At 54.0% G+C, this 22,137-nt stretch carries 21 protein-coding genes; 12 read left to right on the top strand and 9 right to left on the bottom strand.

What is annotated here, in order from left to right; genetic code table 11:
- Positions 1-16: 16 nt before the first annotated feature.
- Positions 17-679, bottom strand: coding sequence for a cysteine hydrolase family protein (locus KTE_RS29185; RefSeq protein ID WP_201387650.1), 663 nt, complete (start codon positions 677-679; stop codon positions 17-19).
- 119 nt (positions 680-798) lie between these two features.
- On the opposite strand from KTE_RS29185, the gene KTE_RS29180 reads away from it, so the two are divergent.
- Positions 799-1,305 carry an Lrp/AsnC family transcriptional regulator gene (locus tag KTE_RS29180; protein WP_201387648.1) on the top strand — a complete coding sequence of 169 codons (507 nt, stop codon included), beginning with the start codon at positions 799-801 and terminating at the stop codon, positions 1,303-1,305.
- Between the two features lie 189 nt (positions 1,306-1,494).
- On the opposite strand, the gene KTE_RS29175 is transcribed toward KTE_RS29180, so the two are convergent.
- Genes KTE_RS29175 through KTE_RS29165 form a run of 3 tightly spaced genes read right to left on the bottom strand, consistent with a single transcriptional unit; the run spans position 1,495 to position 3,073 of the window.
- Positions 1,495-2,022, bottom strand: a complete 528-nt coding sequence (locus KTE_RS29175; protein ID WP_201387646.1) for a hypothetical protein — start codon at positions 2,020-2,022, stop codon at positions 1,495-1,497.
- Positions 2,019-2,138: an amidase family protein gene (locus tag KTE_RS49855; protein WP_201387644.1), complete on the bottom strand. Its 120-nt coding sequence runs from the start codon at positions 2,136-2,138 to the stop codon at positions 2,019-2,021. Before KTE_RS49855 ends, KTE_RS29175 begins: the two co-directional genes overlap by 4 nt.
- A gap of 47 nt (positions 2,139-2,185) precedes the next feature.
- Entirely contained in the window at positions 2,186-3,073 is an 888-nt protein-coding gene (locus KTE_RS29165; RefSeq protein WP_201387641.1) for a sigma-70 family RNA polymerase sigma factor, read from the bottom strand.
- A 199-nt stretch (positions 3,074-3,272) separates the two neighbouring features.
- On the opposite strand from KTE_RS29165, the gene KTE_RS29160 reads away from it, so the two are divergent.
- The 9 genes from KTE_RS29160 to KTE_RS29125 all read left to right on the top strand — a co-directional run bounded on the left by KTE_RS29160 (position 3,273) and on the right by KTE_RS29125 (position 13,043).
- A complete protein-coding gene (locus KTE_RS29160; RefSeq protein ID WP_201387639.1) occupies positions 3,273-3,902 on the top strand; it encodes an LUD domain-containing protein in 630 nt (209 codons plus the stop codon).
- Between the two features lie 72 nt (positions 3,903-3,974).
- Complete coding sequence (locus KTE_RS29155; RefSeq protein ID WP_201387637.1) at positions 3,975-4,961, top strand: NAD(P)-dependent oxidoreductase; 987 nt, start codon at positions 3,975-3,977, stop codon at positions 4,959-4,961.
- A 337-nt stretch (positions 4,962-5,298) separates the two neighbouring features.
- Positions 5,299-6,858 carry an NAD(P)/FAD-dependent oxidoreductase gene (locus KTE_RS29150; protein ID WP_201387635.1) on the top strand — a complete coding sequence of 520 codons (1,560 nt, stop codon included), beginning with the start codon at positions 5,299-5,301 and terminating at the stop codon, positions 6,856-6,858.
- Between the two features lie 124 nt (positions 6,859-6,982).
- A complete protein-coding gene (locus tag KTE_RS29145; protein WP_201387633.1) occupies positions 6,983-7,864 on the top strand; it encodes an SDR family oxidoreductase in 882 nt (293 codons plus the stop codon).
- Positions 7,865-8,226: 362 nt separating this feature from the next.
- Positions 8,227-8,880 (top strand): hypothetical protein, encoded by a 654-nt coding sequence (locus KTE_RS29140; RefSeq protein WP_201387631.1) that lies wholly within the window; start codon positions 8,227-8,229, stop codon positions 8,878-8,880.
- A gap of 108 nt (positions 8,881-8,988) precedes the next feature.
- On the top strand, positions 8,989-9,585 hold the full coding sequence (locus tag KTE_RS47985; protein ID WP_236600724.1) for a helix-turn-helix domain-containing protein: 597 nt from the start codon (positions 8,989-8,991) through the stop codon (positions 9,583-9,585).
- Entirely contained in the window at positions 9,482-11,251 is a 1,770-nt protein-coding gene (locus KTE_RS29135; RefSeq protein WP_236600876.1) for a M3 family oligoendopeptidase, read from the top strand. Before KTE_RS47985 ends, KTE_RS29135 begins: the two co-directional genes overlap by 104 nt.
- Positions 11,252-11,509: 258 nt before the next feature.
- Positions 11,510-11,980 carry a MarR family winged helix-turn-helix transcriptional regulator gene (locus KTE_RS29130; protein WP_201387627.1) on the top strand — a complete coding sequence of 157 codons (471 nt, stop codon included), beginning with the start codon at positions 11,510-11,512 and terminating at the stop codon, positions 11,978-11,980.
- 112 nt (positions 11,981-12,092) lie between these two features.
- The gene (locus tag KTE_RS29125) at positions 12,093-13,043 is read left to right on the top strand and encodes a zinc-binding dehydrogenase (RefSeq protein WP_201387625.1); all 951 of its coding nucleotides are present in this window, start codon (positions 12,093-12,095) and stop codon (positions 13,041-13,043) included.
- A gap of 442 nt (positions 13,044-13,485) precedes the next feature.
- Here the strand turns inward: KTE_RS29125 and KTE_RS29120 are convergent, their stop codons facing one another.
- From KTE_RS29120 to KTE_RS29110, 3 genes are all read right to left on the bottom strand, one after another.
- Positions 13,486-14,049: a dihydrofolate reductase family protein gene (locus KTE_RS29120; RefSeq protein ID WP_201387623.1), complete on the bottom strand. Its 564-nt coding sequence runs from the start codon at positions 14,047-14,049 to the stop codon at positions 13,486-13,488.
- Positions 14,050-14,333: 284 nt separating this feature from the next.
- The gene (locus KTE_RS29115; RefSeq protein WP_201387621.1) at positions 14,334-15,014 is read right to left on the bottom strand and encodes a helix-turn-helix domain-containing protein; all 681 of its coding nucleotides are present in this window, start codon (positions 15,012-15,014) and stop codon (positions 14,334-14,336) included.
- A gap of 423 nt (positions 15,015-15,437) precedes the next feature.
- Positions 15,438-18,062 (bottom strand): helix-turn-helix domain-containing protein, encoded by a 2,625-nt coding sequence (locus KTE_RS29110; protein ID WP_201387620.1) that lies wholly within the window; start codon positions 18,060-18,062, stop codon positions 15,438-15,440.
- 209 nt (positions 18,063-18,271) lie between these two features.
- On the opposite strand from KTE_RS29110, the gene KTE_RS29105 reads away from it, so the two are divergent.
- Together KTE_RS29105 and KTE_RS29100 are read left to right on the top strand one after the other, a co-directional pair.
- A complete protein-coding gene (locus KTE_RS29105) occupies positions 18,272-19,495 on the top strand; it encodes a WD40 repeat domain-containing protein (protein ID WP_201391011.1) in 1,224 nt (407 codons plus the stop codon).
- A gap of 221 nt (positions 19,496-19,716) precedes the next feature.
- The gene (locus KTE_RS29100; RefSeq protein ID WP_201387618.1) at positions 19,717-20,337 is read left to right on the top strand and encodes a hypothetical protein; all 621 of its coding nucleotides are present in this window, start codon (positions 19,717-19,719) and stop codon (positions 20,335-20,337) included.
- An 8-nt stretch (positions 20,338-20,345) separates the two neighbouring features.
- Here the strand turns inward: KTE_RS29100 and KTE_RS29095 are convergent, their stop codons facing one another.
- Both KTE_RS29095 and KTE_RS29090 read right to left on the bottom strand, forming a co-directional pair.
- Positions 20,346-21,371 (bottom strand): transposase, encoded by a 1,026-nt coding sequence (locus KTE_RS29095; protein ID WP_201387616.1) that lies wholly within the window; start codon positions 21,369-21,371, stop codon positions 20,346-20,348.
- A 44-nt stretch (positions 21,372-21,415) separates the two neighbouring features.
- A complete protein-coding gene (locus KTE_RS29090) occupies positions 21,416-22,084 on the bottom strand; it encodes an ISL3 family transposase (protein ID WP_201387614.1) in 669 nt (222 codons plus the stop codon).
- Positions 22,085-22,137: the final 53 nt, after the last annotated feature.

Below are 22,137 nucleotides of genomic sequence, written 5' to 3'. Positions count from 1 at the left end.
ATGGTGGACATACACTTCAAGGCTGGGAAAGCTGGGCGAGAATCTCATCAAGAGAGAGGACTTTTGCAAAGCCTTTTCTGAGCACCTGTAATTCGGGCTCCTGCATCGCAGGATCATCGGTGGCGGTGATATCGCTGCCGATGATGACCTTGAAACCACGCTCATACGCTTGCCGAGCAGTGGTCCCACAACAGAAATTGGTGAGCGTGCCACAGATAATTACCGTGTCCTTGTGGAGGTTCTTGAGGATAGTCTCCAGGGGTGTATCATAAAAAGCGCCATACGACGGCTTGCTGAGCACGATCTCGTCTTCTAAGGGAGCCAGTTCGTGCCAGATGACGCCATCGCGAAACCAGGCTGCATCCTCTTCGGCATAGCGATTGGGCATGAGCGGCCCAGCGAGGGGACGATCCAGGTAATGATGGGTCCTGGCAAAGGCCGTATAAATGACCGGAATACTGACTGTGCGGCACATCTCAATCAGTCGCTTGATGCGCGGAACCTGTCGCGTTGCTTCTGGAACCCAGAAGGGCGTGAAGTGTGGTTTGACAAACTCCTCCTGCATATCGATCACGAGCAATGCACAGTGGTCTCGTTCCACTCCAAAGGCGGCGTTCCCTTCTTGATAGGCAAGACGCGCAAAGGTGAGAACTTCTTGTTCCGAAAAGGTTTTGGTCATGGGATCTCCTTGAAAGGTCTGCTTGTCTGTGCAGAGTATAACAGGAAAGCAGCGTTGAGTACATGCATTTACCAAAGAGATATGCTATACTTCTTTCAAAGTCGAAAGGAAATGGTGTAATGACTTTCAAAGATGATCGCCTCCTGGATGATACGGGGTGGAGCATTCTGCGGGAACTGCAAAAAGATGCCCGGCTTTCTTTTCCTGAACTAGGCCGCCGGGTGGGACTTTCTACCCCAGCGATCGCTGAACGGGTGCGCAAACTGGAAGATGCTGGGGTGATTACTGGCTATGGAGCGCGCGTCGATGCAGCAAAGGTTGGTTTGCCCATGATGGCCTTTGTCCGCATTACCACGACTCCCCAGACGGAGGCTGGCCTGCGTGCCCTTATGGCGGAACTCCCGGAACTGTTGGAATGTCACCGTGTCACGGGAAATGAGAGCTTTCTCTTGAAGTTGGTCGTCACATCGATCACCCATTTGGAACAGGTCCTCAATCAACTCATGAGTGCTGGACCTGTCACCACATCCATTGTCCTATCCACGCCACTCTCTGGAGAATCGATCAAGCAAGAGGCGTTAAGAAGAGAGCACGATCCTCTTGCTCATACGAACCGGGAACGCTGATCAGGCTTCTCCGGAGAGACTACTCTTTCATCTACAACTGTAGGACTAGATACGATACAGTCAAAGAAAAGTTTCTAAGGATGGAACGAGGTAAGGTATACCCCTACAGTCCAATGGCGGAAAACTCCTTATGCCTGTTGAAACCGAGGCTGATGTTCGCGCATTATTTGAAAAAGTTCTCGCGCTTTCTCAGACGTCTGGTTTCCTCACAAGGGATCGCTTCATTGCTCTCCCTGCCGGCAGTGACAACACAGGCATACCCATATATGACCAGGGCACATTCATCGCTGTATCGCCGGTTCTCGTAATACCTTCTGGAGCAGGCCCAATGGCCGCTGGACATACCCAGAGATCAATCCCTTCTTGCCTCATGAACGTCTCTAGCTCGGCTCGAAGGGTATCACGTTCGGCACGAGCCTGTACTATTTGCTCTGTGCTCACTGATCGTCCAGCACGAATTTTCTCTGCTGTGCGTGGGCGATAGAGCGACTCATAGGCTGCGAACCAACTCGCATGTATCTGTGCCATTTCCGCACTGGTTATATGCCGGTGCTTCATGTGAATAGCCTGAATATCTTGGAGGGCCGCCACGCGCTTGATCGTATACCCAGCTTTTTCAAGTCGCAACAGATGCTGCTCGAAGCGCATCAGCGCCTCTGGCGACGCCTGAGTAAGATAGGGACCGTTTGGGACAGCCAGCACCGGAGTTTTCGTCAAAAAGCTGCCGGACGAATGACGGAGCCACCGGCCTGTGTACCCAACGCCAACGAGCAGAAGCCTGCCGCGACGGCTGCCGCAGATCCACTACTCGATCCTCTTTGTCTCGCTTCCACACCTCACATGAATGAACAGATGACTGCTGGCAGCCACCTGTGACTCGTCAGTCGGGCAGGACCGCAAGGCGCAACTGGTGCAGGTGTGCAGGATCGACGACCGCATCGACGGCGACGATCTTGCCATCCCTGATGGTGAGACGCAGGAGGAGCAGGAGCCGCCCACGCGGGGCAAGAACGATTCCCACTGCTCCGTCCACGAGCACCGGTTGCGCGAACGGGATGCGTTCCAGGAGTTGCCTGGCTCCCCTGGCGACGTCCTGTGCGCCACAAACCTCCCTTACCGCGCCTCGGGAGACGGCTACGTGGTCGGCTCGGAACACAATATCTGGGTCGAGCACTGCCAGGAGTGCGTCGAAGGAACCTTCGCGCGAGGCGGCGAGGAAGGCATTAACGACTTCTCGTTGGGAGGCTAGATCAGCGCCTTTCACCAGTGCCGACCCTCGCACGCGGCGACGGGCACGGCTGGCAAGCTGCCTGGTCGTCACCGGCGAACGTTCCACAATAGGAGCAATCTCATCAAAGGGCACGGCGAAGATGTCGTGCAGGACGAAGGCGAGGCGCTCAGCGGGAGCAAGCGTGTCCAGGACTACCAGCAGCGCCAGACCCACCGCATCGGCAAGCTCAGCTTCTTCCTCAGGATCAATTCCGCCCTCGCGGCTGGTGATAGGCATAGACACAGACGCTTCCAGAGACTCCTCGCGCCGCGACTTGCGCGCATGCAGCATGTTGAGGCAGACGCGCGCCACCACCGTCGTCAGCCACCCGCCCAGGTTCGAGACGGTACTTGTATCGGCACGGAAGAGATGTAGCCAGGTCTCCTGGACGGCATCCTCCGCCTCGGCGAGGGAGCCAAGCATGCGGTAGGCCATCGCTTGCAGGCGAGGACGCTCCGCCTCAAATTGCGCAGCCAGCCAGTTGTGTGTCTCTATCATTGGTCACATTTCCTCGTTTCGGTTTGTCATAGGTATAACGAAGGGAATCTGGCCGATGCAATCGGAACGGAAGAGATGCAGCCAGTTGTGGGCCTCTCGCATCGGTCACATTTCCTCGTTTTGTTTTGTCATTCTTATGACAAAGGAAACCCTACGGATGTGACACTATAGAAAAGACAAGAAAGTGAAAACAATCTCAATGGCTACTAATCTATCACATTCTGAATTCACGCAACTGGCATCAGAGAAGCAGATCGAGAAGACCGTCCAGGCACTACAAGCGCACGGTATACGAGTGGTTGTCTTTGAGACCGGCGAAGAAGCAAGAACGTATGTGCTTGACCTGATCCCCAATGGCGCGCAGGTCTATGATTCGCCCTCGCGTACCCTTGAGGTGATTGGCCTGGCAGAGCAGATCGAACACGCAAACCGCTTTCAAGCGGTGCGCGCTCGGTTATCGACGCTTGATCGGGCGACACAGCACCGCGAGATGCGCACACTGGTCGCTGCTCCCGATGTCCTGGTGGGAAGTGTCCAGGCAATCACTGAACAGGGCGAGGTGCTCATTGCATCAGCATCTGGCAGCCAGTTAGGGGCCGCCGTTTTTGGCGCGAGCACGGTGATCTGGGTGGTTGGCACGCAAAAGCTCGTGCAGACGCTAGAAGATGGACTTCGCCGCATCCACGAATATAGCCTTCCCCTAGAAAATGAACGTGCCCAGCAAGTCTACGGACAGCCCAGCGCCATCAATAAACTGCTGACCATCAATGCAGAGCACGAGTCTGATCGTATCACGATGGTCCTGGTCAAGCAGCAACTTGGCTTTTAGGAGATCTGGGAAAGCGAGCGGCATTCCAGAAGGTATGCATGTTTATTGAAAGAGTTTCGTAGTTAGGAGGCTATGATGAAAGTGCTGATTGCTGGAGCGAGTGGGGCTCTGGGCACCCCTTTGACCCGTGCCCTCATCGCAAAAGGACATGAAGTTCTTGGGTTGGCCCGTTCCCCTGAGAGTATGGATCACCTCTCTCACCTTGGCGCTCACCCAATCCAGGCAAATGTGATGGATCGCGACGACCTGCTCAGAGCGGTCAAAGGGATGCAAGCCGACGCAGTCATTCATGCGCTGACCGCGCTCAAGAAGTCACCTCTGCGTCATCAGGATATGTATGCCACCAACGCGCTGCGCGATGCTGGGACCACGAATCTGCTCGCTGCCGCCAGGCAGGTAGGAGCACGCAGGTTCGTTGCGGAGTCGATGACGCTGGGCTATGGCTATGGGGACTGGGACGAAAAGGTCATCACTGAAGACGGTCCGTTCGCACCTGCTGGAAGCTCTTCCCAACTTGAACGGCACGTAGCCGGGTTCCGCTCATTGGAGCGGCAGATCTGGGAGGCGACCCAAGCAGGCTGGATCGAGGGGATATCGCTGCGCTATGGATACTTCTATGGGGCAGCATCTCTCGCCCCTCTCCTGGAGGCCCTGCGCCGCCGAAGCCTTCCTCTGCCTGATGGGGGCCGCGCGATCACGTCCTGGATTTATCTGGAAGATGCGGCAGCCGCCACGGTCGCAGCCCTCGAACAGGGCAAGGCAGGAGAAGCGTATAACATCGTCGATGACGAACCGGTACCCAATAAAGACTTCTTCGCGTTTCTGTGCCAGCAGGCGCACCTCCCCAGGCCCTTTTCCCTCCCAAGCTGGATGATGCGTCCACTAGCCCCCCTGGCGACCGACTTCTTCGCGACCTCCATGCGCGTCTCCAACGCGAAGGCGGCGCGTGAACTCGGTTGGAAACCAGTGCTTGCCCCGACCTATCGGCAGGGCATCCAACAGGCGCTTCTTGTACTCGACCAGCGACAGAGTATGAGCAAAGCGGAAGAAAGGCCATAAACTACCCTAATCACCGTTTCCGGGAGTTGGAGGGTTAGAAACCGGTCGTTCCCAATGCAATTGAGGGGATTCTCAAACTCCGCGAGAAAAATCGAGAAACAAGGGCTACACGTTCGTGGTGAGTAGCACAAACGACTGCAGCTCGTCTGGTCGTTCCGAAGGCCAAATGGTGTGTTTTGCGACAAAACACAAACGTAAAGCTGGGCGAGAGCATGGTGGTACGACCACTAGAAAGAAGAACAGTGCGAGCAACGGTCGTGATGATTGTACGCTGTCGTCCATATCAAACCAGAATGATAGCAGAAAAGAAATAGAAGAACAAGAGAGGTCCTCTAGTATGCAGGATGAAACAACAGGAACGCGAGAAAAGCAACGGCAGGCAGTAGTGATTGGTGCAGGCATCGCTGGCTTGCTGGCAACACGAGTTCTTGCGGAGTATTATGAGCAGGTGCTGGTGGTAGAACGAGACGCGTTGCCCGTAGAGCCCCAACCACGTGCAGGCACGCCTCAATCACATCATCTCCATCGGTTGTTGCCACGTGGCAAGATGATCCTGGAACGCCTGTTTCCTGGTTTTCTTGATGGTTTGCTTGAGCACGGAGCCTTCTCTCTGGAGCAGTCCAAAAGTCTTCTGATTGCCAAGGATGGGCGCACGGCCCTCAGCACTCCAAACCCCACGGGCAAAGATGCATCGTGTAGTCGGGGCCTGCTGGAGTGGGAAATACGCAAGCGCGTGCAGGCGTGTGCAGGCGTGCGTTTTCTGACCCATCAGGACGTGATTAGCCTCGTCGCATCATCTGATCGGAGACGCATCACAGGGATCTGCGTACGCAAGCGTGAACAACTTGTCGAGCAGACAACCATCGCAGCAGACCTGATCGTTGACGCCAGTGGACGTTCCTCCAAACTCCCCCACTGGCTCCAGGAACTGGGCTATACTCTGCCTGAGAATGAGCAGGTCCATTCCGCAATTGGCTATAGCACCCGCTATTACCAATTCCCGACGGACGCACATCACGAGTGGAGTAACGCGCTCAAACCATTCTCTCAGAGCGATGGGGTCGCGTTCTCGCTCCTTGAGAACCACACCTGCGCCGTGATCATCGGCAATATCGGAGGCCATTATCCTCCTACCGATGCTGCGGCGTTTGAGCAACGACTCGCCGTCGCCATTGGGTCATGCCTTCCCAAATTGTTGCAAGACGCTCAGCCGCTGGACAATCCGCGCGGCTACCGCATCCCGGTGTGTGTTCGCCATCACTTTGAGCAGATGGAGGATTGGCCCACTGGTCTGCTGGTCATGGGAGACGCCCTGTGCAATTTTGACCCCATCTACGGACAAGGCATGAGCGTGGCCGCGATTGAAGCAGAGACTCTGGCGCGTTGTTTGCACGAGCAGCAGAGCCGTCCCCAACCCACATTTGAACGACACGTGCTCCAGCGTATGCAGGAAGCCATCGCCCCGGCCTGGTGGCTCAGTAGTGTCTCTGATCTCAGCGTGCCAGGCGTCACCTATATGGGTCCTTCGCCATTGCGCGGCGTCAGGCTAATCCAATTGTATCTCGACCTGTATCTCAGATATGCCCCGGTGCATGATCGACAATTGCTGCAAGAAGGAAAGCAGGGGCAAACGTACATACTCAAAAACTTCTTGATGAATGGACTGCTGATCTCACCGCGCGAAGTGATTAATGCACGCATACTTTCCACCTTACTCGCTGTGGGAGAAGCTTCAGAGGAGCGGCAACTACTGGCAGAGCTTCTCCAGGGCTATCCTCAACGTTTCGAGGCGATCCTCGATGAGATCATTCCTGACTTCTCCTTGTCATTTGAGGATCTGCAAGCGTTCGCGCCTGGGAAAGAAGTTTCGATGCCTCAAGAGTCTCAACCTGTGTGAAATGAGACTCCTTGCAAGGGGATTCTCAGAAGCATGATACGTTCAATGGTCATTTCTCTCATCCACACGTTTGAGATCGTGGATGAAATGTGTTTCAGTTTCCAAGATCGGAGAGATATCTATCATGGCAACAATAAACATGCAAGGAAAAGTGTGTCTGGTGACAGGGAGCAGTTCGGGGATTGGGAAGGCAACGGCCAGAGAACTGGCCAGGATGGGCGCGACGGTGGTGATGCTCTGCCGCAATCGCGCGAAAGGTGAAGCCGCACAGGCAGAGATCAAAGCGGCGAGCGGAAATGCGCAGGTGGACCTGATTGTCGCCGACCTCTCTGAGCTTTCCCAGGTGCGCCGCGCCGCAAGCTCGTTTACACAAAAATACACGCAGCTTCACGTGTTGATCAATAACGCAGGGGGATTGAAGAGTGAACGGGAAATGACCCCTGACGGATTGGAGTACGCCTTTGCCACTAATTACCTGGCTCCATTCCTGCTCACCCAATTGCTGCTGGATACACTCAAGGCCAGCGTCCCTGCGCGCATCATCAATGTCAGCTCCGCTGGGCATACCCTCGGGCAAATTGATTTTGCAAATTTGCAAGGCGAACGACGATATAGCCCCTCAAGAGCCTATGCTGATTCCAAGCTGGCGCAACTCTATTACACCTACGAACTGGCCGACCGACTCAAAGGGACGGGCATCACCGTGAATGCGCTCCATCCAGGAGCGGTCGCCACCAACTTCAATGATAACCTGAGAGGCTTGGTGCGTCTCATTGGAACGTTCAACAATTTGGTGGGAACAAGTGCGGAAAAAGGAGCGCAGACGACACTCTACCTGGCAACCTCGCCCGAGGTGGAGGGAGTAAGTGGGAAGTACTTCTCCAAGTGCAAGCAAACACCATCCTCCAAGCGTTCCTATGACGTGGCAGTGCGCAAACGTCTCTGGCACGTGTCAGAGGAGTTGATTCGGCCATATGCTTCTCTTACACACACAAAGAGCTCCTGAGAAAGATATTTGCGACAAATGGTTTCCCATCAAAAAAGATCCTTTAATGGATCGCCAGTGCAGGTACACAGAGCGTGGGCCGCGTATGCTGCGTTTCTCTGGGTTGTCATCTTTATTGCATTTCACATTTATTGGGCCTATGGTGGGCGTTTGGGCTTTGAAGGTGCGTCTCATCCGCTTCCTCCTGCGCCGGCAAATAGAGTTGAGCGGCTCCTCCCATCTATCCCAGCGATCATTACCCTGTGCTAACCGAAATCGCACTCATCTCATAACAAGGGCGAATTTTTTCTCCCAGCAGAAACATTGAAGTATATTCATTTATCATCAAATCCAGCTTCGTTTTCACGGAAAGGAAGACCGATATGATCAAGATAACAAAGCATCAAGCAGGCGCTTCATCCTCTCGGATCGCGCGCTGGAACGTATGGATAGGATATGCTGCCTGCGCCTGGGGGCTGTGGTTTGTCGCCATCCATCTCTATTTCTTCATGAGTGGGGAATCTATCAATGGTGAAAGCCAGTTTGTCCACGAACCCTGGTTGTATGTACTCAGTTGGACCCTTTCGCTTCTCTTGTTTACCGCAGCAGCGCTGTTCCCGCTGGCGTTAATTTGGCGATTTCGCTGGATGAGTCAAGGCTACATGCAGATGGTTACCCTCATATTGGCGTACATGGGAATGATCGGGTTTACGATATATGAATGGGTCATTGCCCAGGAGCTTGGAGTTGCTCTGTTTGGTGCTGGCATCTGTATCCTGGGAGTGGTTGTCGCCCTCGTGCGGCCAAAAACACAGCGCCCCGTGCATTGGATGCTCCTGATTGCTACCTGGGCAGTGGGTGTTGGCATGATGCTCTATGGAGCCGCCTATGTGTATTCATCCTTTTTTCAGCCCACTTTCGAAAAAGGGCTTAGCTACTTCTTGCTTGGAGGAATGAACTTTACGATTGAGGGTATCCTCTTTGTGGCAACAGCATGGCACGTGAGTCGTCGCCAGACTGGCCGCTTTCTCCGATAGTAGTCAAACCACTACGATAACTATGCCCTACTTCGACAAAGAAACTCCTTATAGGCTTTGCACCTACTGATCTCGACATAGGCAAGTAAACTGTGATACCATGAGAAGATGGGAGTACCGAGAAAAGCCGATTGGCGAGAAGAACGGCGTAAACGCGCCTGGGAACTGAAACAACACGGATGGCGACAAAAGGACATTGCTTACGCTTTAGGAGTAAACGAGAGCACTATGAGTCAGTGGATGAAACGGGGCAGAGAAGGGGGAGAAGAAGCGTTGAAAGCGCATCATTCCAAAGGCGCATCCCCTCGCTTAACGGTGGACGAGCTTGCTCAGATCCCAGAGTTGCTAGCGAAAGGAGCGCCAGCCTACAGGTTTCGCGGTGATGTGTGGACCGCAAAACGGGTGGCAAAAGTAATTGAGAAAACGTTTGGTGTGCATTACAGTCGCGATCCAGAGAGCGCCTCCGACACAAGCGAGAGATCATTCGCAGTTGCTCACGGCAGTGTGGGTATCTCGAATGATATCCGCACTCTGAAGAGAAGGATGATACGAACAAAGAGGTTTCCTTATGAGTACGACCAAGACGCCCCCACGCTGGGACATGAGTGTGGTCTACCCGGGCCTGGACTCGCCCGAATTTCACCAGGGCTTTGCCCATTTCGCGCAGCAAGTAGCCGACCTTGTTCAGCTTTTCGATGCACATAGCATCCAGGCTCGGGAAGCCTCAGAACTCGATGACGCGACAGCGCAAACGTTTGAGGAAGTGACGACGCGTTATAACGATGTGCTGGAGGAAACGACCACCCTGGGTACCTACCTGGGCTGCTTCGTCACCACCAACACGCAGGACACGCTCGCTCGGGCCCGTTACAGTGAATTTCAGCAGCAGGCGGTCAACCTCTCGCAACTTGTCACGCGCTACACCGCCTGGATCGGCTCGCTCGATGTGCAAGGCTTGATTGCCTGCTCACAACTAGCTCGTGAGCACGCCTACATGCTCCACAAAGCCGGCGAGCAAGCGCGGCACCTTATGTCGCCCGTCGAAGAGAATCTGGCCGCTGAACTCAAATTGAGCAGCGGTGCGGGCTGGGAGAAATTGCATGGCGACATCACCTCACAAATGCTCGTGCCCATCGAGGTGCAGGGTGAGCGTCAGGAATTGCCCATGAGCGTCGTGCGCACCTTGGCCTTTGATCCCAACCGCGAAACACGCCGCGTGGCTTATGAAGCCGAACTGGCTAGCTGGAAGAAAGCCGCCGTACCCTTGGCCGCCGCGCTCAATGGCATCAAAGGCCACGTCAATACGCTCTCGCGCCGCCGGGGCTGGAACTCGCCGCTCGACGCATCGCTCTTTGACTCCAGCATCGATCAGGCCACACTCGAAGCTATGCTGACTGCCACGTGCGAGTCCTTCCCCGATTTTCATCGCTATCTGCGCGCCAAGGCTCGTGTGCTCGGTCTGGAAAAGCTTGCCTGGTACGACCTTGGCGCGCCCGTAAGCAAGGAAAAGCAGACCTGGAATTTTGACGAGGCCCGTGACTTTATTGTTGAAAAGTTCGGCACCTACTCGCAGCGTCTCTCGGACTTCGCAGTCCGCGCGTTTCGCGAGAACTGGATCGACGCTGAACCACGGCCCGGCAAAGTTGATCGCGCTTACTGCGTGCCCCTGCGCCGGGACGAATCGCGCGTCTTCCTGAACTTTCAGACCTCGTTCAACAGCGTCAGCACGCTGGCCCACGAACTTGGTCACGGCTATCACGAGCTTCATCTGGCCACGCGCACCGCGCTCCAGAAAGAGACACCCTTGACGCTGGCTGAGACCGCCAGCATCTTCTGCGAAACCATTATTACCCACGCCGCCCTGGCCAGGGCCGACAGAGAGGAGCAGATCGCCATTCTGGAGTCCTCGCTCCATCGCTCGTGCCAAGCCGTCGTGGACATCACCAGCCGCTTCCTCTTTGAGAGCCGTGTCTTCGAGCGTCGCAAGCAGCGCGAACTTTCCGAGAATGAATTCAACGAACTGATGGTAGAAGCGCAGAAGGAGACCTATGGCGACGGGCTGGACGAGAACCTGTTACACCCCTACATGTGGGCCATGAAGCCGCACTATTACTGGTTACACCTCTCGTTCTACAACTACCCGTATATGTTCGGCTTGCTCTTTGGTCTCGGTCTTTATGCTCGTTACCAGCAAGATTCAGAAAGCTTCAAGATCGGTTATGATGACCTGCTCTCCTCGACGGGACTGGGAGATGCTGCCACGCTGGCCGCACGCTTCGGCATTGATGTGCGCTCCGCCGCCTTCTGGCGCTCCAGCCTGGACATTGTGCGCAAGGATATTGATCTATTTGAGGAATTGACGCGCGCATAGAGGGGAGCCGGAAGCGCAGCCTGTGCACGCCAGACTAGGCCGAATTGCTCCCAGCAGAGCAGGTAAAAGGAGAAGATAGATGAAGATCATTACGCTAGAAGAGCATTTTGAAATAAACGCTGAAAAGCTTCTCAAACTGATCTGACTGATCTGAATGCAGGTTTTCTCTCTCCGATTTATTCGGAGAGGGGTTGACAGCACTCCCTCTCACCTATTATTATTATTAATTAGACGGCATAATAATAACAGGGGTTGTCTATGAAAGAACCAATCGCAACGTATCTGCAAGGGAGTATCAGTATGTCCCTGGTCCGGCTTGCTAAGGGACACCGCCAGCAGTCGGGCGTACGTTGTCAGCGGATCGGCCTGTACACGGGTCAGGAGCATGTCATTTTCCGCCTATTGGAGGACGATGGCCTTTCGCAGTCGCAGCTCGCAGCGCGGCTCAAGGTCGAGATTGGTACGGTGGCTAAGATGGTGCAGCGTATGGAGAAAGAGGGGCTGCTGATCCGTCGTGAGGATGCTGAGGATGCACGCATCTCGCGGGTGTATCTGACGGAAAAGGGGCGCACTCTTGGGGAACCAGCTGCGCAGATCTTGCAAGATCTCGATGCTTGTATGGTGCAGGGGATGAGTCAGGCTGAACAGTTGCTCTTTCAGCGCCTGCTCGATCAGGCGGCAGCCAATGTCGCGCGCTGCTCGCTTTCGCCAGCAGATGAACACGCATAGCCTCTTTTTTTCTGTTATTATTATGCCGTCATAGTATTATGTAGAAGGCTATTTCGCCCAGGCGCTGTCTGAAACCAGGCGGAATGGTCTGTAAACGAAAGGGAAGCGTTCCATGAGTTCTATACGTGCGATCGTTGTTGATCCTGATGTTGCGGGGCGGCTGGCCATCAGGGAGGTCGCAGCGCCCGAGCCGGGTCCCGGGCAGGCGCTTATTCAGGTTGAGGCCGTTTCTTTGAATCGCGGTGAAGTGATGCGCGCTATGACGGCTGAAGCGGGCTGGCGGCCCGGTTGGGATCTGGCTGGAACGGTGATCCAGCAGGCGGCCGATGGGACAGGACCACAGGTCGGCAGCCGGGTTGTGGGCATGCCTATGCCTGTTTCAGGCGCCTGGGCTGAGCAGGTCGCGGTTCCTACGCACGCGCTGGCTGTGCTTCCTGATGGCGTGACGTTTGCTCAGGCCGCGACCCTGCCTGTTGCTGGCCTCACGGCGCTGCGTGCCCTTGAGAAAGGTGGACTTTTACTGAATAAGCGCGTGCTGATTACCGGTTCCACCGGTGGTGTGGGGCTCTTCGCGCACCAGCTAGCCCGGCAAAGCGGTGCTTATGTTGTCGGAACTTCTCGTCAGGCGCGCAACGCGGGGCTCGTTCGCGAGGCGGGAGCCGATGAGGTGGTCGTGGGGGAAGATCTTGAGCCGGCGCGTGCTTATGGCCCGTACCACCTGGTTATCGAGTCGCTGGGTGGACAGGCTCTGGCGAGCGCACTCACATTGATAGCACCGGGGGGAACCTGTGTCTCGCTGGGCTGGTCGGTATCGCCAGAGGTGACCATTGATCTCAGCAAAGCCAATGCTACCGGGGGCGTGAACCTCTACGGGCTGAGAATGTATATAGAATTACGCCAGCGTGCAGCCGCTGAAGATCTGGCCTGGCTGGCGCAGCAGGTGGCAGCGCAAAAGCTGCGTACGCCCATTGAGGTTGAGGCTTCCTGGCACGATGTTGCTGATATCGCGCAACGCTTGCTGCAACGACAGTTCACCGGCAAGGCGGTTCTGCACCTGGGGTAGTGCGTGCCTGCTGTGCAGCGGGCACGCACTACCCCAGGCAACAGCGGTCCGCACTGGCGCGCCTGACGCCGCGCATAAGATTTAAAGAGATGTGAAAAAGTCTGAGGCCATGAAATCCAAGATGGCCTGCTCCAAATGGTCAGTGCTGAGAAAATGGTTCGGTTGCAGGAGTTTGCTGTGCCTCGAAGTAATACCTGGCCATATCACTGACCAATATAGTGACCCCACACACTCTTAAAGTGGCTTCTTGCCTTGATTGTTTCCTTCTATTTCCATGAGAGCCGAGACACCTATCCTGACCGTAAGTGCTGTTGCCCTTGGCAATCCGCTTGCCGACGTGTGCTTCTCGCCTCAAGCGGACTGAGAGGTCAGGATAGGTGTCATTTTGTCCATGGAAGATGTCGCAAGCAGGACAAGACGGCTGGAAGAGTCGCAGTTTTCCTTAAGGGTTATATGGCGGTGCCCCTGTTGGCCGATACTCTAGAAGCAGGACGCGCCCATCAAGAACCCTGGACGAGAGTAAGTCGAAGCCGGTGTCTGGCAGCCCTTCAAAGGTCGGTTCCATGCCCGTTTGCGGCAGAACCAGGGGGCAGACGACGAGTTTGAGGCGATCCACCAGGCCAGACGCGAGCAGTTGCCGGACCAGCGACATGCTACCCAGGGTCCGCAACTCGGGGCCGTCTGTGCGTTTCAGTTCGCGCACAAAGCCCACCAAGTCATCGCGGACGATTTTCAGCCCCGGCCAGTCTGTCACCTCCAGGGAGCGCGAGAACAGCCAGCCCGGCGTTGTTGCCATCCTTTGCCATCCTTCGTCCCGCACTTCGGCGGGTATTCCCTCCATAGCCTCGTAGGTCCGACGTCCGATGAGCATCCGATGCGGAAGCGCCGTGTTGGTCTTGATCCAGTCGGCAAAATCGGGACCCAAATAGCCATAATAAGCAGGTGAACGCTGACCTCGGGCAAAGCCGTCGAGACTGATGATGAGTTCACACACAAGATCGGACATGTATTCCCTCCATAGCAGTGCAATCATGCACGAGACGAACAGTGACCCTGGCATTCGACAGTGCAGGGCGGAGCCATTCATCCGCCACCTGATCGCGTTTCGATTGAGTGCGATCTGCCAGAAAAACTCTGGCTCCTTCGCGAGTATATCCGCGTGTGATGACGCAGACCTTGGATTCCAACGACACAGACATTTCCCTCTTTCATTTGCTGAAATCGAGTGTTGTCAGCAACATCTGCATCTTACGCCAGGGTAGGTACTCACGTCTTGAAAAAAACGGCAAACTATCCTGGCAGGACATGAGAAGCCACTATCTCACCAGGGGTAGAGCCCAGGAAGCGCTTCAGTGAGTGGGTCAGGTGAGATTGATCGGCGTAACCCAGTTCATGGGCAGTGTCTAGAATGGGATTCCCCTGGCGGAGGAGTTCCACCGCACGTTGAGCGCGTTTTATCTGGCGGATGTGATGTTGTCCTAGCCCGGTGCTGTGTTGGAAGCGGTATCGCAGGGTACGAGCCGAAGTGGGAGCCAGTTCGTCACGGAGCGCCGCTTCTATGAGTGGATCACAGGTCACCGCGCCTGTTCGCACCAGATGTTTCACGAAGGTCTCTGCGTTTTCAAAGGTTGGGATTTCCCAAACTTTACTCTCCAACCAGAAATTGTCCCCACTGCCTTCTGACAGGGTTATCTCCCGATTGAGGGTATCTGTTGCAGGCAGATGGGGCAGAAACGTCCCGACCTTGAATCGTATCCACAGGGTCTCTGCCCCTGCCACATAGCTGAGCGGCCTTGCCGCCTCCAATGCGCCCACGACTAAGGTTCGCAGGACACCTTCGTGTCGCGTAAAGATGAGATGCCAGTTATATCCTGCCGGACGCATTGTAAGACCATCCGCAACCGTATATCCATGGGCGACCCACTCGATATAGGGCGACTCCACAAAGCGTTCTTCAGGGATAATGATCATACCAATCCCTCCATCTCCTTGAAACAGTTATTCTCGTTCACGATTGGCTTCACCACAAGGTGATATCAAGTGAGCTTTGAGTTTGTTCAGCCACACTTCATCTTCGCGAGCGTAACAGAAAAATATATTGATAGGCATAGGGCGAGGCTCGTTGTGCTGCATTGGATATGGTCTCCTTCCTGGTTAGTCAGAGATGTGACTTTTTTCATTTTGCGCGAACTGAACGATTCATTCATACTTATTACCTCTTGTGCTGTGTATACCAGTCTTTCGTATGAGACAATCATGCCATCACCCATCGTTTGGGCAGCACGTTGTGTCCGTGAGATTACGTCTGTTGTGGGTTGGCTGATGCCGCCTCAAATTCCTAATCGCATCTGTTTTTTGCACGTAAGAGATCGAGATCAAATAGTGTCAGAGGCATTATTCGATCTCGGTCTCTTGAACTGGTAATGTCTTGAGCCATTGAGCGACTTTCGTACGTGTGCGATTTCCGATAACGTCAAGAATAGCAAGGCTCTCCTGGCCCAGTTTACAAGCGTCATAGACATTTCCCTGAAGCAAGGCCACACGTCCCAGACCAAAGAGCGCCTCGGCCTTATACTCCTGCAAGCCAACCGACGCGAGTTCATAGACCTCCCGAAATGCAGCCTCTGCGACGCTGATATCCAGGTCCGGGCATCGAAGATGCAGTTCACCCCAATAATTCAGTACCCCACAAAGCAACCAGGTATTCTTTGTCTGACGCGTCAGATCCAGCGCTTCCTGAAGATAGCGATGTGCCTGGCTATAATCTTCCTGTTCCAGAAACAGGGCACCTAAATTCCCCAGATCAGAGCAGGCAAACTCTCGATTTTCCATCTGGCGTGAGTTCGCCAGAGCTTCTCGTAAATAGGCTTCCGCCTGCGCATATCGTCCCTGCTCCATACCTGTCGCGCCTAAATTCCCTAACAAGATCGATAGTGCATGCCGATACCCAATCTTACGAGCAAGCACAAGCGCCTCTTGCCAGTAGGCTTCTGCCTGCGCGTAGTCTCCCTGATAGCTTGCATTCTGCCCCATACCCGACAACAATTCAATCAGCAACGCAACATCCTGCCCCTGACGAACCAGGTCCAGGCTCTCTTTGAAGTAGGTTGTGGCCAACGCATATTGGCCCTGCTCATTTGCCCCGGCCCCTAGCGATCTCAATGCAGCACCAAGTCGTTGCGTATCGCCATGCTGACGCGCAAGTAATACTCCTTGCTGCAAATACGCATCGGCTGACTGGTACTGACATTGAAAGAGAGCCGTGCGCCCCAGGAGTATCTGCACATCACAGGTCAACTCCCAATCCTCGTCTCCCTGCATCAATACGAGTCCCTGTTGCAGTTGCTGAGAGGCCTGATCATACTTCCCTTGCTTCAATGCGACATTTCCCAGGTGAAGGAGCGTACGTAGAAGTGTCGGTGTATCCTGTTCAAGTTCGGCAAACTCCCTGGCTTTTTCCAGGTACGTCATGGCAAGCGCGTACAATCCGCGTTCAACCCAGAAGCGCATACTCGCGTGTGTAAGTGTAATAAAGTCCGCGTGCAAGCCCAAAGTGGCCGCAGCCTCCAGCGCCGCCAGGATGTTGTTGCTCTCCAATTCCATAAGTTCATAGTCGGTCTCCTGGACGGTCACAAACTGAATAAAGTAGGCAACCAGGCGATAGTATGGAACCTGTGTCCGCTGATGGACACGCGCGTAATCCGCTATGACCTGGTGCAATGTATAGCGCCCGATACCGACACTCTCTATCAACCCCATATCGCTCAAGACATCGAGCGTGCCGGTTGAAGTGTGACTCACCTCAAGCGCAGCCTCCTCTGAAAAGGTATCGGGTTTAGCCGGAAAGACGGCGAGGGCGCGCAGAGCCTCTTGCGCCTTGGCAGGCAAAAGTTGATCGCTCACCGCGAGAATGGACTGCAAGGTAATGGGTTCATTGCGAGATAATGATGGAGAACGTTCGTAGAGCGCCTGGGGAGCACTTAAGCGCAGCCGCTCCTCGGCTGTGTGCAAACGCGCCAGCGCGGTAAAGAGGCGACGTGGCTGACCACTATGCATTTCTACTTGCAAATATTTACCCACCAGTGTTAGGGCAAGTGGTAACCCACCCACTGAACGTATAAGATTGTGTGCAGCCTGCGGTTCGCAGGCTACCAGGCCCGGAACCAGGCGCTCCAACAATGACAGGCTCACCGACTCCGGCAACTCCGGCACTGCCACCGCACCCGTTCCTGCTATCTGGATCGCGACCGTTGAGAAGCGCGTGGTAAACACATATGCACAATGCGCTCCAGCGATTTTGAAGACCAGCGCGCCTTCGCTTCGCCAAACATCATCAATAACAATCAGCATACGACGGCTCCCAATCGCCAGATGTAACGTCTGTGACCATGCTTCAATACTTGTTAACCTTGCAGCCTCGGCGTCAGAGATGCCCAGAAGACGCCCCCAGCGGCTAAAGACAGCAAGAGGGTTGGGCTGTGTCCCCACGCTTGCCCATAGGAAGCCATCGCTAAAATGATCGAGAATCCTGCTTTGCGTGAATAGTGCCGCCGCCAACGTCGTTTTACCGACACCAGGCAGTCCATAAAGTGCCACCATTCGCTGGGCGGGTTCCAAACAGAGTTGTGCTGTCAGCGAAGCAAGGATTTCATCCCGGCCAAGAGGCTCACCCGTAGCAGGCAGTACGAAGGAATACAGCATATCTTCCGTTCGTGTGGGTTGAAGCGTTCCAGACTCGACTGCCCCTTCGAACTCCTCTTCAACAGATTTCTCTTGCAGGAATCCCAATTCATAGGCATTTTTCCCGAAAAGTTCGCAGAGTTTCTGCCGGTAGTAAGGGCTTGGCGAAGTGGTGCCACGCTCCCAGCGACTCAGGTAGTAGTAGTCAGCACCAATCTGGTCAGCTACATATTGCTGGGACCAACCACGCATCTGGCGTGCCTCCTTTAACTGTTGATTTGGCATCGCTTTCTCGGAACGCTTTTTCGTGGATTTGACCCTCGCTTTTGCATCTTCCATGCGCATAGTCCTTCCTCTTCCGGCATCTTTGCACCAACATGTCTTTTCTACACTCTTGCCTTATAAACGCCAAACAGTTGCTATACTTGTTGAGCAAATTTCTATGCCATACTTGCTCTTGTAAAGATTTTCTCGCTCTCTTCCATTCATCAGAAGTGATCAAGCGCAAGCAGCCAAAACGACAGACATACTTTGAAAGGATATGGGTCATGATTCAAACGTCTGGGCGCGTATGTGCCAACTGTGGAACTGCCCTGGCTCCAAACGCGACCTTCTGCTCTAATTGTGGTAAACCATACTATCCTACACCAATACCCCACAATGGCTCTGGTGTCGCGTCACAAGCATACGCAGGATACAACACCGTACCATCGACAAATACACCTGGAGTATTACGCAAGCGCTCACGAACGGGTCTCATTATCACGATCATCTGCATGTTTCTCCTCCTGGCAATCATCGGAGGGGGTCTCGTTGTTTTCGTTATACCGCGTTTCCAGCATAGCAATAGCACTACATCGAAGAGCAATATGCCTGCGGTTCCCCAACTTACCATCAAACCGTATACCTACACCGGGCATACCTCAGTCGTCTGGCAGGTTGCCTGGTCTCCTAATGGGAAACTCATCGCCTCTTCTGGTGGCCTCAATGATGATAGTGTGCAAATCTGGAACGCGGAAACAGGGAAGAAACAGGCAAGTTTTCAGGACTATGCTATTGTTAATGCCGTTGCCTGGTCGCCTGACAGTAAGTATGTAGCCAGCGGAGGGAACAGTTACACTGTTGACGTTATCAACGCGACAAGTGGAGATAGGGTCATTTCATATAAAGGCCATAAAGATGCGATCCTCTCCATTGCCTGGTCACCTGATGGAAAATACATCGCCTCAGCAGGCTATGACAAAACCGTCCAGATCTGGAACGCATTAACAGGCGACCCCATTCGCACCTACCAGGGACACACCAACTACGTCACCAGTATTGCCTGGTCGCCCGATGGTAAGCTTATTGCCTCCGCCAGTTATGACGGCACCGTTCAGATCTGGAATGCTTCAAACGGCAGCCTCGCACAGACCTATAAAGGGCACAATGGTCGCGTATACGCACTCGCCTGGTCTCCTGATGGTAAGCAGATCGCCTCGGGCGGTGATGACCAGACTGTTCGCATCTGGAACGCGCAGACAGGTCAGACAAGCACCGTTTTTAGTCAACATAAAGGGAGTGTCAGTAGCATTGCCTGGTCTCCTGACGGCAAACGCATCGCCTCGGCCAGTTACGACAAAACTGTCCAGGTCTGGGACCCAAACAAGACCCATGTCTACGCCTACACTGCCCATACAGATTATGTTTACTCGGTCGTCTGGTCTCCTGATAGTCAATATATCGCCTCTGCCAGCGCCGACCACACGGTCCACGTCTGGAAACCCGAATAAGATTCATTCCTCGAAGCATTTACTGGACATAGATAACTGCCTCCAGACCCGTAAAGATCTGGAGGCAACAACTGAAAGATCTGGAGGCAGCTACGTTGTGTGCTAATCCCAATCCTACCATTTGGCTTGTACACTGTTCAGCGTTTTTTTCACAGAGAAAAGCCCTCTATTTGTCAATCGGGTCTTAAATGAAAATTATGAACTTAAAGGAGAGACACAAAATGGTTCAAACTGATTCCTCAGCATTGGTCCCACAAAAAGTCTATAAGCAGAACAGCATATTGCTAGTTGCGCACCTGTTTATTCTTGCCCTTGGTCTTGGTTTTGGCGCGGTATTCCTTGTGCTGTCTTTGCGCATGGCTATCGATATAGGATCACGTATCGTGTTCCTTTTTGGGGCGGGCATTATGGCAGTGCTTGGCGTTCTGGTCTTTCTTGGCTTTCGGCGCATGCGCCTGATAACCTCCCCACAGGGTGTGATACTGAATGGCCTTGGTTATAAGGTCTACACTCCCTGGGACAATATCAAAGAGCTAAAGACAGACTGGTATGGTGGAAACAGCGCGTACTTTACGCGTTTTTATCAGCCCGCTAAGCTGGTTGAGGGTTTCATTTTTTATCGGCCTGCTGTTTTCGGGCTTTCCGTTGAGGACGGTCTTAGACAACATGTCCCTGTTATTCAAGGGTGGGCCTTGCTGGCTGCCCAGATGAGCCGTTTTTCCCATATGCTGCCGCTAGCGGGTTTTTTGAATGAGCAAACGCGCCAGGAATTGATCGAGGATGCCAAAAAGTATGCACCTCAAACGTTTCAGGTTACAAAGACCTTGTCAAAAAGACCATAACTTGATTCTTACGCAACCTTGCTGATCGCAGTTGTGGTATGCTGGGAAATTACGCCATTTTTCATACTCTTCGGTTTCTTCAAATGAGCCACTTGTTGTTTTTGCTTCCTTTTTCTCTCCTGACTCTTTTTGCTGTGATGGAGCACACGAAGCTTGAGCAGATCGATTTCGGCGCGACCATACATACTTCTTTTGATGAGCTTAAGCCGATTCACATTTCCTTCCAAAGGACCATTGCTCCAAGGTAACGTCAATCCCGCAAGAACGGCATCTTTGTCTTGTTGCACACCCGTCACAAAGGACTCAAACGCTTCAAGATGGCTGGCTTTCACCGCTGCCAGCCAGGCGTCAAGCTGTTCTCCTGTACGCTCACGGACCATGTGAAGAAACATCTCTACCAGTTGGTAGGCGGTCTCAAGGTGTGGGCTCATCTGCCTTAACTGTTGAAGGGTCTCCCGTTCTTCTTCCTTCAAATCCTCATGTTTGCGGAAAAAGAGCCAGGTGGCCTGTGGTGCCGAGAGAGTCAAGAGGGGATTGAGTGGTTTCGTCGCTAATTGGGAACCGCTTTTGCGGGCAGAAAAGCTCAACGCATCTACCGTCTCCAGGTAGCGATAGATGGCTCGTGGTGATCCTTTATACCCTTTTGCTCTCAGTTCTCTTTCCAGTTGTACTCCCTGGCGGCACCCTTGTTGCCAGCGTTCCAGGAGATAGGTCTTGTAGGGATCGATGAGACGTGTTCGAGGCTTGCGAGAACCGGAATAAGGAATATCTCCGCGATCAAGCCACTCCCGAACGGTTCGTGGTGCCATACCCATGTGAGCCGCAATCTCAATGCTTTTCATCCCTTGCTGTTGCAGTGCCATCATCTGCTCGTAACGAGTTGTTCGCTCCGCTTGACGAGCGTGTTGTGCTCGTTTCTCAGCGCGTGTCCTGGGATGACTTTGACGTTCAGGTGAGGGTTGCTGCCCGTCGAGGGTCTTGGCTTCTGTCTGCTCAGCACGACGCAGTTGCGTCAGGCTTTGGGTCAATTGCACTGAGACACATGCAGCTAGATTCTTCACCAAATGCCAGCGGTCACTTACCTGTACAGCTTGGGGGCCCCTTTTTGAATAGCTGACGCATATTCCGAGGACCCATCGCGGCTAACCACCTTGATGGAGGGATGCTTGAGCAGCCAGGTGGAGACCGTTTTGACCGAGCGGTCGGGAAGCAGGTCAATGGGCAGGCCCAATTCCAGATCACAGATCAGGGTTCCATAGCGCAGCCTGCGCCTGCGTGCCCAGTCGTCCAGCCCAATAACGTGTGGGGCTGATTGAGCTGACGGGTGTGATTGGCGAACCAGACGCAAGATGGTATCGCGACTTCCGCTGATGCCCAACTCACTTCCCACATCCGCTCCGGCTTGGCCCCCGATTTTGAGTCCGAGCTCACAGAGGGCCTTTTGGAGCCGTTTGGTGCGCTGAGCGTGAGGGTGACAAAGCTCTGGAAGCCGTTCAACGAAGATCTTTTGCGCACAGGTATTCTTTTTGCAAAAGAAACGACGCACATGCAGAATGAGACGAAGCGGACGTCCAACCGAAGGAAGATCACGGAGTGCACGTGAATAGAGACTTTGGATGCGCGAAGATACGGTCCCACATGAGGGGCAAGGAGCAGTTGGGGAGGTCGTCCGTAAGGTCAGGGTGATCTCCTCAGCTATTTCTACTCCTTCTACTTCGACGTGAGGAAGGTCTGGAAAAATGATCATAGAATGGTTTTTGAATCCTCAAAAAAGCTCTAAAAAAGCGAAAAAATGTTCAA

It is taken from the genome of Ktedonobacter sp. SOSP1-85 (genome assembly GCF_016587415.1).
Lineage (GTDB): Bacteria > Chloroflexota > Ktedonobacteria > Ktedonobacterales > Ktedonobacteraceae > Ktedonobacter.
This window is presented reverse-complemented; position numbering and strand designations above follow the sequence as displayed.